Genomic DNA, 15,065 nt, shown 5'->3' on the forward strand with positions numbered 1-15,065 from the left:
CGCCGCATCGCGGCAAGGAGGCGGACTCTAACGCCGTGATCGGCGTCATGGCCGAAACCCGGCAGTCCTGCGATAGTCGAGACTAAAGACCAGCCAGGAGACTCCATGAGCAGCGCCGCCCCCGCCACCCCCGAGGACACCACCGCCGCCCGCCTTCGGGCCCTGCTGGTGCGGGCGCCGACGGCCGTTGCCTTCGTCTCGGGGCAGCGCTTCGAGGTCGTCAGCGAGGAGTTCAACCACCTGTTCGGCTTCGGCGACGACACCGACCTGTCCGGCCAGGCCACGCGCGGCGTCCACACCACCGACCTGGCCCACACGGCCCTGCATGAACGCGCCGCTGCGGCCTTCGCCGCCGGCCAACCTCTTGACGAGGAGATCGAATACGTCAAGCGTGACGGCCACCGCTTCTGGGGCCGTCTGCAGGCCACGCCGGTGCACTGGGATGCCCCGACCGCCGAGTCGTTGTGGATCATCGAGGACGTGACGGCCGCCCGCGCCCTGCGCCTGCAGCCGACCTGGACGGCCAAGCACGACAGCGTCACCGAACTCGCCAACCGCCGCGAGTTCGAGCGCCGCCTGGGTGAGCATGTCGGCAGCCGCCGCAACGAGCCGGTGTCGGTGCTGTGGGTGGACGTGGACCGCTTCGGCGAAGTCATCAAGGACATGGGTGCCGAGGTGGGCGACCATTTCCTCTACGGCCTGGGCCAGATGCTGATCAGCAAGGTGCGCGCCTCCGACCTCGTCGCGCGCCTGGAGGAAGACCATTTCGCCATCCTGCTGCCCGACTGCGACCAGCATTACGCCCAGATCATTGCCGAGAAGGTGCGTTCCGCCATCGCCAGCTACCGCCTGCGCTGGGGCCTGCACCGCACCCGCGTGAAGGCGTCGCTGGGCGTCGTGCAGATCCAGCCGACGCTGGGCACGGTGGATGCCGTGCTGGGCGGCGCGGCTCTGGCCTGTACCGAGGCGAAGGCAGCCGGCGGTGACAGCGTGCGCGTGTTCGTTTCTGCCGGCGGCTACGAGGAACTCGCGGGCTGATTTCACGGTTGGCGCCAGGGCGATCCCCGGAAATGCGGGGTTTTTCGCCAAATGTTCTAAAGTTCAGCCAGGCGTTGCCGATGTACGGCCGAAGCGCTTACCGACTGAATCCCGATGAACGTCGCCCTGTCCTCTGCCCTGACTGGTATCTCGTCCGCGAACGAGCGCCTGCGCGCGTCGTCGGCGAACATCGCCAATCTGGCCGCCAGCAACCAGGGCCGCCCCAGCACCGAGCCGACCAATGTCGACAAGGCGCCGCAGCGCGAGATCAACCCGGCCAACGAGATCGTCGAGCAGCAGTCCGCCGCCTATGCCTATGTGGCGAATCTGAAGGTGCTGCAGACGCAGATCAACACCACCGGCGCGCTGCTGGACATCAAGGCCTGAGCGGCGCGGCCCAGCACGACAAGCGGCTTCAGGCCGCTTTTTCTTTGTCCGCCTCACCCAGATGAGGCAGTGGACGGCGGTCCATTCGGCGCTGACCTGAGCGCGCGCCAACGCGACGACTTCGGCGAAGACGATGCCCGTGGCATCGTGAACTGCGGAACGGCGAGGGCCTGGACCGGCTGGAACTGTCGGTTTCACCCTGTTTGCCGCGCGGCTGCGTAGAAGCAGAGGTCACCACCCCTGCGAAGGTTCCGCCATGAGCTCACCACTTCCCCTGCGCCGCCGCACCGCCCTGCTGCAACTGGCCGCCCTCACCAGCCTGGCCGGCCTGCACGGCGGCTGCGCCGCCGCCCTGCCGTCGTCCCTGCTCGACCTGCAACTCGTCGACCGCGACAGTGGCGCCACGCTGGCCCAATACGCCAGCCGAGGGCGCCGCTACAGCCCAGGCACGCCCGGTGCGCGCTACGCCATCCGGCTCAGCAATCGCAGCGGCGAACGGGTGCTGGTGGTGTTGTCGGTGGATGGTGTCAACGCCATCACGGGCGACACCGCGGCCTGGAACCAGTCGGGCTATGTGCTGAGCCCGGGCGACAGCTTCGACATCACCGGCTGGCGCAAGAGTGACGAGCGCATCGCGGCCTTCGAGTTCACGTCCCTGGGCGAGTCCTACGCCGCGCGCACCGGGCGTCCCGCCAACGTGGGCGTCATCGGCGCCGCGGTGTTTCGCGAGGCGCCACCGGCGCCGGTGCCGTATGAGGCCCCGGTCGTGTCGGCGGCGCCTGCCGCGCCCAGCATCATGGGTCGCCTGAACGGCGCTGCGTCGGCCGATGCGGCCCAGGCGCCCGCCAGGGAAAGCGCCGGCCGTGCCGAGGACGAGCGCACGGCGCGCGCCAAGCTGGGCACGGGGCATGGCGCGTCGGAGTGGTCACCCATCGCGCGCACCGGCTTCGAGCGGCGCAGCAGCCGGCCCGACCAGGTGCTGGAGATCCAGTACGACAGTCAGGCCAATCTGATGGCGGCCGGCATCATGCCGCGGCCGGTCGCGCAGTTGCCGCGCTCCTTCCCCAACAGCGGCGGCTATGTGCCCGACCCGCCGCCGCGCTGGTGAGGTTTCGCCTCATGCTGGATCCCCTCGCGCCGGCGTAGCATCCGCGCCGCATGCCCGCGAGTGAACCGTCCGATGAAGAACTCATCGCCAGCTATCTGCGCGGCGACATGGCGGCGTTCGACCGGCTCTACCGCCGCCACGACCGCAAGACCTTCGCCTTCATCCGCCAGATGCTGCACCCGACGGACCGCGCCACGGTGGAAGACCTGCACCAGGAGGGCTGGCTGGCCGTTGCAGCCAAGGCCGCCAGCTTCACCCCGGGCAAAGCCAGGTTCTCGACCTGGCTCTACACCGTGCTGCGCAACCGCGTGCTGGACCATCTGCGAGCCCGACCGCCCCAGGGCGATGACGAGGCCGATCCGGATCTGCTCGCCTCGGCTGCCGCCGGGCCCGATCAGGTGCTGGCGCACAAGCGCCTCGTCCAGGCCGTGGAGGGCAGCCTGCTGCGCCTGTCCGTCGAGCAGCGGGAGGCATTCTTGCTCTTCACGGTCGTCGAGCTCAGCCTCGCCGAGATTGCCGACGTGACCCAGGCCCACCCCGAAACCGCCAAGACCCGGTTGCGCTACGCCCGGGAAGCGCTGCGGCATCGACTGAGCGAGTGGCGTGATGGCTGAGTTCGATCCCATCCCTCCCAAGGACGCCACCGAGGCCGCCTACGCGCAGGCGCTGCTGGGCGACGATGTGGGCCGCGAACAGCGCCGTGCGCGGCTGATGGCGGCGCTGCCTCGGCCCGAGGTCGTCGCTGCGGCACCGGTGGCGCGCCGTGAACTGGCCTGGCGTTGGCAGCCCTATGCGCTGGGCGTGCTGGCGACGGGACTGCTGGTGGCGGCCGTGCTGGTCTTGAAGGGCCGATCCGCCGATCCGGGGCCAATCCTCGAGCCACGGGTGGCCGCCGCCCCTGCCGCTTCGGAGCCCGTGGTGGTGGCCAAGGCGGAGCCGCCTGCAGGGTCAACCGCGGACGCACGCGTTGCCGCCGCCCCACCCATCGCCGCCAAGATCGTCCCGGCGCCGCCGCCCGCCTTCGTGCCGCCGCCCGCGGTGGTGGTGGCGACTGCGAGCCCGGCGCAGCGGCGGGCGGAGGTGGCAGCCGCGGTGACGACCGCGACCGAGGCCGCCCGGGAGGCGGTGGAGCCTCCTCCGATGGCCGCAGCGCCTGTCACGTCGCAGGCGCCTGCCATCGTTGCGGCAGCGCCCGTCATGCCGCCGGCCGCACCAGCACCGGCGCCCTTCGCGCCGCCGGCCGCGCCCAAGCCTGTGCCGCCTCAGGCCGAGACTCTGGCACGCGCCGAAGCGGCGGGGGGGCTGGTCGCGGACCGGTCTCGCATGTCCCTGGCCGCCTCCGATGCGGCCCCTGCAAAGCTCATGGGGCCCTCGGAAGCCATCCTGTTGGCGGCCGTCGAGCATGCGGACCTGGCCACGGCCCGCTCGACCCTGCAGGCCGGTGCCCCGGTCCATTCGCGCGACTCTCGGGGCCGCACGGCGCTGATGCTGGCCGCGCGCAGCGGATCGCGCGAGATGGTCGATCTGTTGCTGGCCGCCGGTGCGCGCAAGGCGGACCGCGATCCGCAGGGCTGGAGCGCCGCCGACCATGCGCGCGACCAGGGCCACGAGGAGCTGGTCGACCGCTTGCGCTGACGGGTCAGCTGCCCGACAAACGCAGCGCCAGCCAGAGCAGGCAGACCAGCCATCCCCAGCCCGGCCTGGACAGGCGGGCCGGCGCGTCCCGCAGCGCGCCGGGGCTGAAGCGGCCAGCGCGCTGCGCGAAGGCCCAGCGCAGCATGTGTGCCACCTGGGTTGCACCGCTGCCCGTCAGGCCGGGCGTGAGCCGCAGATCGCGGGCGTAGTCGACGCCGCGAGCCCACAGCGCGTGCCGCGGCACCAGGCCCTGTCCGTCGTTGCCGCTGTAGAGCAGTCGCTGGTAGAGGCCGGCCAGGCTGGATCCGGACGCGCCGATGCGGCTGTGCCACAGCCAGGACGCCCGGTCCACCACGATGCCGTCGTCCCTCACTTCCAGCGTCCAGCGGCGGGAGAGGGCGCCCAGCCCGAGTGCCAGCAGCACGGCTTCCAGCCAGATCATCGAGGAAGTGCAGGCGACAACCAGTCCGATCAAGGCGGCCACCCCGAACCATCGCCAGCCGGCCTGGTCGAAGCTGAGCTGCAGCGCGTCGGGGGACTCGCTCAGCCCGATGCCGGCGGGCAGCGACGGCATGGCGTCATCGGATGCCGGCGCAGGAATGTCCAGCTTGACAGGCATCCGGTCGCGCGAAAGACGGTCGATCGCTGCGCCCTCGTCGGTGGCGGCTGCAGCCTGCACCGGGATGGGCACGGCCATCACGACCTCGTCCCGGTCGCCCAGCCACTCCAGTCGCCATTCCACCTTCTCTCCCGAACGCCGGGCGCCCTGGCTGGGCGCATCGGCGGGCAGCTCGAAGCGGGCCTGCAGCCTCAGGCTCCCATCGGGGCCGGAGAGGGTTCGGGTGTCTTGCGTGAACTGTTCTGCCTGCCGCTCCGACGTGCCGGAGCCGCTGTCGTCGATGCGGTAGTGGGCGACCCGCAGCCGCACGGTGGCCTGCCGTACGTGGGCGGCCGAGTCGCGCGGCGGCAAGGTCCAGAACGCCTGGAAGGCCGCTCCGGCCCGAGGCTGGGCCGGCTGGAAACCCGCGGCAGCGCCCCGGTAGGTCCAGGCTCGCCGCGTTGCCTTCAGGGCCGCCCGCACCAGCGTCAGGCCGACGAGGACGAACATGCCCGCGATCAGCGCCACCCAGCCCGGCGTGCCCGGTGCAGAAGCCATGCCGATGGCCGGCAGGGCCATCACGCTCATCACAGCGGCAAACAGCCAGAGGCCGGTGACGTTGTGCCGCGGCTTGTGCGGCGTCGGGACGGTGGAGGGCAGTGCGGGTCGGTCCGTGTGGGTCAGGCTCGCCCAGGCAGCCCACAGCGCCCCGATGGCCACCAGTGGGAAGAGGAGGGCGAAGGGCGACAGGAAGAGCAGCTGGCGCCAGCGCAGTTCCCGGTCCAGCACGGCGCGTTCGGGGCGCATGGGATCGATCCAGGCCTGCAACGGCGGTCCGCCTTCGCGAGCGGCGCGCAGCCGGGTTTCCCAGGCGTGATGCCAGTCGTCGAGGTTGTCGCTGCCGGCGCCCGCCAGCCCGACGCGTGTGGACTCGTAGGAGCGGCCGGCCCATTCATAGTGATAGCGGGCCTGCACCGCGTAGGTGGTGCTGCCTTCGTGGTCGGTCGAGCTGCGGAGTTCGCTTTCCAGCACCTCCACGGGCACCGGCTGCCATGACCTGACCGTCCAGGCGTTGTGGAGCAGGGTGGTCAGCGACCCCAGGGCGCCCACGCCCACCCAACCAAACCCGATGGCGAACAGCGCAGAGATCAGCAATCCCACAGCGCGCCCACGCCACCCCTTCCCCATGTCGTTCTTGTTCTTGTTATTCATGCCGTCAGCATAGGCGTGGGGCATGCGGCGCCGGGTGACAAATCGATGACAGTCGCCTCACCGCGACGCACGCTGAACGGCAAGGAAAAGGCCCGCCGGGCTTGCGCGCGGCGGGCTGGCTTGCGAGGCCTTTCAGTCTCAGGCGGCCACGGTCTTGGCGGTGTCTGCGTACTCTTCGATCTGGTCGAAGTTCAGGTACTTGTAGACGCTGGCCGTGTCCTTGTTGATGATGCCCATGGCCTCGTGGTACTCGGCCACCGTCGGGATCTTGCCCAGCTTGGACGCGATGGCGGCCAACTCGGCCGAGGCCAGGAACACATTGGTGTTCTTGCCCAGGCGGTTGGGGAAGTTGCGGGTGGAGGTGGACACGACGGTCGCGCCTTCACGCACCTGGGCCTGGTTGCCCATGCACAGGCTGCAGCCCGGCATTTCGGTGCGCGCACCAGCCGTGCCGAAGGCGGCGTAGTGGCCTTCCTTGATCAGCTCGCTCTGGTCCATCTTGGTCGGCGGGGCGACCCACAGCTTGACCGGGATGTCGCGCTGGCCGCCCAGCAGCTTGGCCGCGGCGCGGAAGTGGCCGATGTTGGTCATGCAGGAGCCGATGAAGGCTTCATCGATCTTGGTGCCGGCCACGTCGGACAGGGTCTTGGCGTCGTCCGGATCGTTGGGGCAGCAGAGGATGGGCTCGTGGATGTCAGCCAGGTCGATCTCGATGACGGCGGCGTATTCGGCATCCTTGTCGGCTTCCAGCAGATCGGGCTTGGCCAGCCAGGCTTCGACCTTCTCGATGCGGCGCTGCAGGGTCTTCGCGTCGGCATAGCCGTCGGCGATCATGTTCTTCATCAGCACGACGTTGGAGGTCAGGTACTCCTTGATCGGTGCCGGGTTCAGCTTGATCGTGCAGCCCGCGGCGGAGCGCTCGGCCGAGGCGTCGGACAGCTCGAAGGCTTGCTCGACCTTGAGGTCAGGCAGGCCTTCGATCTCGAGGATGCGGCCCGAGAAGACGTTTTTCTTGCCGGCCTTGGCGACGGTCAGCAGACCGGCCTTGATGGCGTACAGCGGAATGGCGTGCACGAGGTCGCGCAGCGTCACGCCGGGCTGCATCTCGCCCTTGAAGCGCACCAGCACCGACTCGGGCATGTCCAGCGGCATCACGCCGGTGGCCGCACCAAAGGCCACCAGGCCGGAGCCGGCGGGGAAGGAGATGCCGATGGGGAAGCGGGTGTGCGAGTCGCCACCGGTGCCGACCGTGTCGGGCAGCAGCAGGCGGTTCAGCCAGCTGTGGATGACGCCGTCGCCCGGACGCAGGGCCACGCCGCCGCGGTTGCTGATGAAGGCGGGCAGCTCGCGGTGGGTCTTGACGTCCACGGGCTTGGGATAGGCGGCGGTGTGGCAGAAGGACTGCATGACCAGGTCGGCCGAGAAGCCCAGGCAGGCCAGGTCCTTCAGCTCGTCGCGGGTCATGGGGCCGGTGGTGTCCTGCGAACCGACCGTGGTCATCTTGGGCTCGCAATAGGTGCCCGGGCGAACGCCCTGGCCTTCGGGCAGGCCGACAGCGCGGCCGACCATCTTCTGGGCCAGCGTGAAGCCGGCCTTGGTTTCGGCGGGGGCCGAGGGCAGGCGGAACTGCGTGGAGGCGGGCAGGCCCAGGAACTCGCGCGCCTTGGCGGTCAGCGAGCGGCCGATGATGAGGTTGATGCGGCCGCCGGCGCGCACTTCATCGAACAGCACATCGCTCTTGAGCTTGAACTCGGCGACGGTCTGGCCGTTCTTCACCAGCTTGCCGTCATAGGGCAGCACGTCGATGACGTCGCCCATTTCGAGCTTGCTGACGTCGACTTCGATCGGCAGCGAGCCGGAGTCTTCCTGCGTGTTGAAGAAGATGGGGGCGATCTTGCCGCCCAGGGTCACGCCGCCGAAGCGCTTGTTGGGCACGAAGGGGATGTCTTCACCGGTGGCCCAGATGACCGAGTTGGTGGCCGACTTGCGCGAGGAACCGGTGCCGACGACGTCGCCGACATAGGCCACGACATGGCCCTTCTTCTTCAGGTCGTCGATGAACTGCATCGGGCCGCGCTTGCCGTCTTCCTCGGGCTTGAAGGCCGCGTCGGAGCGGGTGTTCTTCAGCATGGCCAGGTAGTGCAGCGGGATGTCCGGGCGGCTCCAGGCGTCGGGGGCGGGCGACAGGTCGTCGGTGTTGGTCTCGCCGGGCACCTTGAAGACGGTGACGGTGATCTTCTTCTCGACTTCCGGACGCGAGGTGAACCATTCGGCGTCGGCCCAGCTCTTCATGACTTCCTGGGCCTTGGCATTGCCGGCCTTGGCCTTGGTGGCGACGTCGTTGAAGTAGTCGAACATCAGCAGGGTCTTCTTCAGGCCCGTGGCGGCGACGCCGGCGACTTCGGCGTCGTCCAGCAACTCGATCAGCGGATGCACGTTGTAGCCGCCCACCATGGTGCCCAGCAGCTCGGTGGCCTTGGCCTTGGAGATCAGGTCGACCTTGACGTCGCCGTGGGCGACGGCGGCCAGGAAGCTGGCCTTGACCTTGGCGGCGTCGTCCACGCCCGGGGGCACGCGGTGGGTCAGCAGGTCCAGCAGGACCGCGTCTTCACCGGCCGGCGGGTTCTTGATCAGCTCGATCAGCTCGGCCACCTGCTTGGCATCCAGGGGCAGGGGCGGGATGCCGAGGGCGGCGCGTTCAGCGGCGTGTTGGCGGTAGGCGGTGAGCATGGTCTTCTCCAGTGAAATCAAGCCCCAGGCACGATGACCTTGAGGCCCTTGAAATAGTCGCGAAAAAAGCCCTGGTCACGCGTGATCAGAGCCTGGCATTGCAGCAGCGCGTGAGCGCCGATGAGGAAGTCGGGAACGGTGCGCGGACCGGTGGCCGGCTGGCCGGAGGCCTTGCGGCGTTCCTTGTAGCGGCGCTGCATTTCGCCGGCGCGAACGGCCGCGCGGGATTCGATGGGCGAGTAGACGATGCCGACGCCTTCCAGGGCGTCCAGCAGCTCGGCGCCAAAACCCAGGCCCGAGACGACTTCGCTGAGCACGACATCGCAGGCGACGACCGGCCCGCGCGCCAGCGCCTGACGCAGGCAGTCTTCGGCGGATTCAGCGCCCATGTCACCGCCCAGCAGGTCGATGAGGACCGAGGAGTCGATGGCGATCACGGCTCGACCGGATCCCCTGGCGCGCGGCCACGCAGCTCGCGCATGACGTCGTCGGTGGTGACGCCCTCGGGGAGCTTGAAGCGTCCGCGCAGCTTGGCCAGCGCGTCGTCGACGTTCTTGCGCAGGATGATGCGGCCACCGTCCAGCTCGACCTTGAGCGTCGTGCCCTTGGTCAGGCCGAGGGCGTCTCGGACGGCTTTGGGCAGGGTGATCTGCCCGCGTTCGGCAACGGTGGCTTCCATGGGGCCTCCAGCGGCTGAGCGCCGTGGAGGTGGCGGCTCAGGTATGCATCAGAAAGTATGTATTCATTCTACATACCAAGGGAGGATCTGCCAAACCCCTGTGGGCCGCGTTTGCGGCAGCACCGGCCCGCGAGTAGGCGCAATGCAAAACCGGGGCTGGTGGCCCCGGTTTCGCGGTGTAACACCCTCGCGGGCCGGTTATGTCGCAAACCTTCCGGGGCGTGGCAGACCCTCCCTCGGGGTTTCAACTGAGATGACTCACTTGGCCTTGGCGACCGCCTTGGCCGGCTTGCTCGGTTTCGCCGCCGGCGCGGCGGGCGCCTCGGGCGCCGTCGGCGTGATGCCCAGACCGCTGCGGGCCGCTTCGGCGGCTTCGGCCTCGGGGTCGTTGATCTTGGCGGCCTTGGCGGCTTCGATCAGCTTGAGCTGCTCGGGGTGGACGCAGTCGTCGATGAGGCGCTGGCCGATCTTGGTGTCCAGCAGCATGGACTTGTTGGCGATCTGGATCATCAGCGTGCGGCCGGTGACGTCTTCCAGACGCAGCGCGCCGGTGGACGACAGCACGGGCTTCATCACGAAGGACTGCTTCTGCCAGGCGACGGTGATGTAGCCGGCGACCTTGGGGTGCCTTTCGATATCCACCGTCTGCTTGAACTCGCAGGCGTAGTTGCCGAGATAGGCGCGTTCGGCGGCGGCGAGCTGCGCCTCGTCGGCATCGACCAGCACGGGCTCGGGCGGCGGCGGCGGGGCCTTCTTGGCCGGCGCTGGCTTGGCGGCGATGGCCTTGGGCTTGGCGGCAGGCTTGGCGGGGGCGGTCTGGGCCAGGGCGGGCAGGGCGGCGCAGAGGATCAGGGCAGCGGCGCTGCGGCGAAACAAGGGCATCGGCATCTGGAGTCGGTAGGGGAGGAAGGGTGGAAAGCTGTCACGCATCATGGCCGCAAAGCGGCCACGCAGCAGTGAAAAGATGTAGGCATTGTCGGCGTGACGAAGTGCACGCCGGCTCATGCTCACTTGGCGATTACCCCGATGGCTACGGGGAAGAACGCCGATCGCGCCTCCGACGGCAGCGGGCGGCCGGTGCGCTCGGCGCGCTCCAGCACGGTCCAGAAATAGCGGTAGCTGGCGCGGTCGTGCAGGCGGTCGCGAAAGGACGTCGGCGCCCAGTTCGCGGCCTGCGCGGCCAGCAGCAGCTCGGCGGCTTCCGCCACTTCGTCGGCGGCCGGTGCGAAGGCTTCGACGATGGGGCGGATCTGGTCGGGGTGGATGCTCCACATGCGCGTGTAGCCGAACTCGCGCGCGGCGCGGCGGGCGGCCTGCGCCAGCCGCTCGGCGTCGCGGAACTCGGTGACGACGCAGTGCGAAGGCGTCTTGCCGAAGGCGTGGGCTGCGGCCGCGATCTCCAGCTTGGCGCGCACGACGAGAGGGTGCTCGAACTGGCCTGGCAGTTCCATGGCCGTCTTGGGAATGGCGCCGCCATGGGCCGAGACGAAATCCATCAACCCGAAGGACAGAGACTCGATGCGCGGATGGGCAGCGATGCGGAAGGCCTCGCGCAGCGCGCCGTGGGTCTCGATGAGGGCCTGCAGCGGCAGCTTCGGCTTGCCATGGCGCTCGCAGGCGGCGTCGATGGCAGCCGTTGCGCTGTCGACGTCGTCGGCGCTCTCGGGCTTGGGGATCATCAGATAGGCCAGGCGGTCGCCGGCCCTGGCGATCAGCGTGTCGACATCGGCCTCGAAGGCCGCATGGCCCCAGGGGTGGACGCGCGCGCCGACGCGGCCGAAGCGGTTGGCCGTGCTGGTCGCCAGCTCGGCGATCAGCAGCGCATGCTCGGCCTCGCCACCGACGGGGGCGCCGTCCTCGGCATCGAGCGTGATGTCGAAGACGGGACCGAGCTCGGCCTGCAGGGCCAGGCTCTTGCGCATGCGGGTCTCGACGCCGCAGTAGTGGTCGACGACGGGCAGCGCGGGCCGGGTGGCTTCATGGCCGAACAGGGCCTGACGGGGATGGAGGAGGGCGCTCATCGCGCCACTGTACCCAGGCCGGGAATGGCGGTGGCCGTGACACCGGTCGCGCAATTGCGATGTTCGCGACGTGAAAAGCGCACCGGCGCACTGTCATGTCGGGCCCGGAAGTGCCAGCATCAGGCCATAACGATCCCAGGAGACAAAGCCATGCTCAAGCTCGAGTCGCTCAGAGTTTCCCGCCGCCTGGCCCTGCAGACCTTCGGCGCCGTGCTCGGCGTGCTGCTGGTGGCCGCCATCCTGCTGTTCTCGGAGCGGGAGCTGGTCCTGAACGAGCGCCAGCAGGCGGTGCGCCAGGCGGTGGAGACGGCCCACGGCATCGTGGCGCAGATCCACGCCCAGGTGGCGGCCGGCAAGCTGTCCGACGATGAAGCCAAGAAGGCCGCCATGGCCGCCGTGCGTGGGCTGCGCTACAGCGGCAGCGAGTACTTCTGGATCAATGACATGAGTCCCATCATGGTCATGCATCCGATGAAGCCGGAGCTCGAGGGCAAAACGCTGAACAACAACAAGGACCCGACCGGCAAGCCCCTCTTCGTCGCGATGGTCGACATCGTCAAGGCCGACGGCGCGGGCTATCTGCCCTATCTGTGGCCCAAGCCGGGCAGCGAGCAGCCGGTGCCCAAGGTGTCCTATGTCAAGGGCTTCACGCCCTGGGGCTGGATCATCGGCTCGGGCGTCTACGTGGATACCGTCGACGCGGCGATCTGGCAGCGCGTCTGGAAGGCGGGCTTGGGAGTGGTGGTGCTGGCGGGCGTGCTGCTGGTACTGGGCCTGGCCATCACGCGCAGCATCACGCGCCAGCTGGGCGGAGAGCCCGCCCGCGTCAACGAGATCACGCGGCAACTGGCCGAGGGCGACCTCAGCGTCGACATTGACCTGCGCGGCAGCAGCCAAGAGAGTGTCATGCAGGGCGTGAAGGCCATGCGCGACAGCATGGCCAGCATCGTGCAGCAGGTGCGCGACGGCTCGGAGTCGGTCGCCAATGCCAGCTCGGAGATCGCCTCGGGCAACCAGGACCTGAGTGCCCGCACCGAAAGCCAGGCCAGCGCGCTGCAGCAGACGGCAGCGTCCATGGACGAACTGGGCGCCACGGTGCGCAACAACGTCGACAACGCCCAGCAGGCCAACCAGCTGGCGCAGAACGCCTCCCATGTGGCGGCCGAGGGCGGCCAGGTCGTCAAGCAGGTGGTCGACACCATGAAGGGCATCAACGACAGCTCGCGCCGCATCGGCGACATCATCTCGGTCATCGACGGCATCGCCTTCCAGACCAATATCCTGGCGCTGAATGCGGCGGTGGAAGCGGCGCGCGCCGGCGAGCAGGGCCGCGGCTTCGCGGTCGTGGCCGGCGAGGTGCGGCTGCTGGCCGGCCGCAGCGCCGAGGCGGCGCGCGAGATCAAGACCCTGATCTCGCAGAGCCTCGAGCGGGTGGATCGCGGCAACACCCTGGTCGACCAGGCCGGCGCGACCATGGATCGCGTCGTCAGCAGCATCCAGCGCGTCACCGACATCATGGGCGAGATCAGCTCGTCCAGCGCCGAGCAGAGCGCGGGCGTGTCCCAGGTCGGCACGGCCGTCACGCAGATGGACCAGGCGACGCAGCAGAACGCCGCCATGGTGGAGGAGATGGCCGCCGCGGCCGACGGCCTCAAGGTGCAGGCCCAGCAGCTGGTGGAGACGGTCTCGACCTTCCGCCTGCCCGCTCACCGTTGATCTGATTCAGCCATGAAAAAGGCCTCCCGAAGGAGGCCTTTGTTCTTTCCGCTGGCGGAAATTACAGCAGGTGCTTGACGCCGTCCTGCTCGTCCGTCAGTTCCTTCAGCGTCTTGTTGATGCACTCCTGCGAGAAGGCGTCGATCTCGATGCCCTGCACGATCTTGTACTCGCCGCCTTCGCAGGTGACGGGGTAGCCGAACATGACGTCCTTGGGGATGCCGTATTCGCCGCCCGACGGGATGCCCATGGTGACCCACTTGCCGTTGGTGCCCAGGGCCCAGTCGCGCATGTGGTCGATGGCGGCATTGGCGGCCGAGGCGGCCGACGACAGGCCGCGAGCGGCAATGATGGCGGCGCCGCGCTTGCCGACGGTGGGCAGGAAGACCTCACGGTTCCATTGCTCATCGTTGATCAGGTTCTTGACCGACTGGCCGTCGATGGTCGCGTTGCGGTAGTCGGCGTACATCGTCGGCGAGTGGTTGCCCCACACGGCCAGCTTCTCGATGGAAGCGACGGCCTTGCCGGTCTTGGCGGCCAGCTGGCTGGCGGCGCGGTTGTGGTCCAGGCGCAGCATGGCGGTGAAGTTCTTGGCCGGCAGGTCCGGGGCCGACTTCATCGCGATGTAGGCATTGGTGTTGGCGGGGTTGCCGACGACCAGCACCTTGACGTTGCGCGAGGCCACGGCGTTGAGTGCCTTGCCTTGCGTCGTGAAGATGGCGCCGTTGATCGACAGCAGTTCTGCACGCTCCATGCCCGGGCCACGGGGGCGCGAGCCCACCAGCAGGGCGTAGTCGGTGTCCTTGAAGGCGGTCATCGGGTCGCTGTGGGCTTCGATGCCGGCCAGCAGCGGGAAGGCGCAGTCTTCGAGTTCCATGATCACGCCCTTCAGCGCGTTCTGAGCCTTCTCGTCGGGGATTTCCAACAGCTGCAGGATGACGGGCTGGTCCTTGCCCAGCATTTCGCCGGAGGCGATGCGGAACAGCAGGGCATAGCCGATCTGGCCGGCAGCGCCGGTGACGGCGACGCGAACGGGTTTCTTGCTCATGGAGGTCTCCGAAGGGGCAGTTAAAAAGCTGGGCCGGGACAGATCGCCCGAAACCCGTCGAGTGTACGGGCATACCCTGTGCTGCAATGCAACCCATGCCCAAGTCCGCTGCGCCGCTGTATGAACAGATCCGCCAATTGATCGTGGCCGCCCTGGCGGAGGGCGAGTGGCGGCCGGGCGACGCCCTGCCCAGCGAGGCGGCCCTGGCCGAGCGCTTCCACGCCAGCTCCGGCACCGTCAGAAAGGCCATGGACGAGCTGGCGGCGGCCCATGTCGTCGAGCGCCGCCAGGGCGCCGGTACCTTCGTTGCCACCCACACGGCGCCGCGCGACGCCTACCGCTTCCTGCGCCTGGTGGCCGACGACGGCGCTACCGGCTTCACGCGCGAGCTGCTGCATTGCCGGCGTGCCCGCGCCACGGCCGAGACGGCGCGGGCCCTGCATCTGCGCACGTCCGAGCCCGTCATCGAGGTGCGCCGCCTGCTGCTGCGCCGCGGCAAGGCCGTCGTGCTGGACGACCTTTGGCTGCCCGAGCGGCATTTCCGGGGCCTGACCAGCGAGGTCATCAACGGCTATGCCGGGACGCTCTACGCCCTCTTCGAGGAGCGCTACCAGGTCCACATGGTGCGGGCCGAGGAAAAGCTGCGCGCCGTGGCGGCCCGCGCCGATGCGGCCGAACTGCTGGGCCTGCCGGACGGCGCGCCCCTGCTCAGCGTGGAGCGGGTGGCCTTCACCTATGGCGACCGACCGGTCGAACTGCGTCGCGGCCTCTACCACACGGAAGCCGACTTCTACCTCAACGAGTTGAACTGAATCTGACAATGCCGCAGTGCAGCAACCGCGAAGCTCGGCCTTTGTCTTGGGCCTAGAATCTTTCGGTTTCACATTGATTAC

The 15,065-nt window shown here is 68.9% G+C and carries 14 protein-coding genes; 7 read left to right on the forward strand and 7 right to left on the reverse strand.

What is annotated here, in order from left to right; all coding sequences use genetic code 11:
* The first annotated feature begins 105 nt into the window (after window positions 1-105).
* The 5 genes from AC3WOE_RS01905 (at window position 106) to AC3WOE_RS01925 (ending at window position 4,168) form a co-directional block, all read left to right on the forward strand.
* Window positions 106-1,038, forward strand: a complete 933-nt coding sequence (locus tag AC3WOE_RS01905) for a GGDEF domain-containing protein (RefSeq protein WP_492687807.1) — start codon at window positions 106-108, stop codon at window positions 1,036-1,038.
* A gap of 114 nt (window positions 1,039-1,152) precedes the next feature.
* Complete coding sequence (locus AC3WOE_RS01910; RefSeq protein ID WP_492687809.1) at window positions 1,153-1,425, forward strand: hypothetical protein; 273 nt, start codon at window positions 1,153-1,155, stop codon at window positions 1,423-1,425.
* 256 nt (window positions 1,426-1,681) lie between these two features.
* Complete coding sequence (locus AC3WOE_RS01915) at window positions 1,682-2,533, forward strand: hypothetical protein (protein WP_492687811.1); 852 nt, start codon at window positions 1,682-1,684, stop codon at window positions 2,531-2,533.
* 50 nt (window positions 2,534-2,583) lie between these two features.
* Window positions 2,584-3,147, forward strand: coding sequence for a sigma-70 family RNA polymerase sigma factor (locus tag AC3WOE_RS01920; protein ID WP_492687812.1), 564 nt, complete (start codon window positions 2,584-2,586; stop codon window positions 3,145-3,147).
* The gene (locus AC3WOE_RS01925; protein WP_492687814.1) at window positions 3,140-4,168 is read left to right on the forward strand and encodes an ankyrin repeat domain-containing protein; all 1,029 of its coding nucleotides are present in this window, start codon (window positions 3,140-3,142) and stop codon (window positions 4,166-4,168) included. The genes AC3WOE_RS01920 and AC3WOE_RS01925 overlap by 8 nt, the downstream gene beginning before the upstream one ends.
* 4 nt (window positions 4,169-4,172) lie before the next feature.
* Here AC3WOE_RS01925 and AC3WOE_RS01930 read toward each other — a convergent pair whose 3' ends face one another.
* The 6 genes from AC3WOE_RS01930 to AC3WOE_RS01955 form a co-directional block, all read right to left on the reverse strand.
* The gene (locus AC3WOE_RS01930; RefSeq protein ID WP_492687816.1) at window positions 4,173-5,978 is read right to left on the reverse strand and encodes a DUF3592 domain-containing protein; all 1,806 of its coding nucleotides are present in this window, start codon (window positions 5,976-5,978) and stop codon (window positions 4,173-4,175) included.
* A gap of 138 nt (window positions 5,979-6,116) precedes the next feature.
* Window positions 6,117-8,708: a bifunctional aconitate hydratase 2/2-methylisocitrate dehydratase gene (gene acnB, locus AC3WOE_RS01935; RefSeq protein ID WP_492687818.1), complete on the reverse strand. Its 2,592-nt coding sequence runs from the start codon at window positions 8,706-8,708 to the stop codon at window positions 6,117-6,119.
* Window positions 8,709-8,725: 17 nt separating this feature from the next.
* Entirely contained in the window at window positions 8,726-9,145 is a 420-nt protein-coding gene (locus tag AC3WOE_RS01940; RefSeq protein ID WP_492687820.1) for a type II toxin-antitoxin system VapC family toxin, read from the reverse strand.
* Window positions 9,142-9,387, reverse strand: coding sequence for an AbrB/MazE/SpoVT family DNA-binding domain-containing protein (locus AC3WOE_RS01945; protein WP_056196361.1), 246 nt, complete (start codon window positions 9,385-9,387; stop codon window positions 9,142-9,144). The genes AC3WOE_RS01940 and AC3WOE_RS01945 overlap by 4 nt, the downstream gene beginning before the upstream one ends.
* Window positions 9,388-9,645: 258 nt before the next feature.
* Window positions 9,646-10,269 carry a hypothetical protein gene (locus tag AC3WOE_RS01950; protein ID WP_492687822.1) on the reverse strand — a complete coding sequence of 208 codons (624 nt, stop codon included), beginning with the start codon at window positions 10,267-10,269 and terminating at the stop codon, window positions 9,646-9,648.
* A 125-nt stretch (window positions 10,270-10,394) separates the two neighbouring features.
* Complete coding sequence (locus tag AC3WOE_RS01955) at window positions 10,395-11,408, reverse strand: HpcH/HpaI aldolase/citrate lyase family protein (RefSeq protein ID WP_492687824.1); 1,014 nt, start codon at window positions 11,406-11,408, stop codon at window positions 10,395-10,397.
* Window positions 11,409-11,558: 150 nt separating this feature from the next.
* Between AC3WOE_RS01955 and AC3WOE_RS01960 the strand changes: the two genes are divergently transcribed.
* Window positions 11,559-13,124: a methyl-accepting chemotaxis protein gene (locus AC3WOE_RS01960; protein ID WP_492687826.1), complete on the forward strand. Its 1,566-nt coding sequence runs from the start codon at window positions 11,559-11,561 to the stop codon at window positions 13,122-13,124.
* A gap of 61 nt (window positions 13,125-13,185) precedes the next feature.
* On the opposite strand, the gene AC3WOE_RS01965 is transcribed toward AC3WOE_RS01960, so the two are convergent.
* Window positions 13,186-14,172, reverse strand: coding sequence for a malate dehydrogenase (locus tag AC3WOE_RS01965; protein WP_492687828.1), 987 nt, complete (start codon window positions 14,170-14,172; stop codon window positions 13,186-13,188).
* An 86-nt stretch (window positions 14,173-14,258) separates the two neighbouring features.
* On the opposite strand from AC3WOE_RS01965, the gene AC3WOE_RS01970 reads away from it, so the two are divergent.
* Complete coding sequence (locus AC3WOE_RS01970) at window positions 14,259-14,984, forward strand: GntR family transcriptional regulator (RefSeq protein WP_492687830.1); 726 nt, start codon at window positions 14,259-14,261, stop codon at window positions 14,982-14,984.
* Window positions 14,985-15,065: the final 81 nt, after the last annotated feature.

This window comes from Roseateles sp. FW305-36 (genome assembly GCF_058787015.1).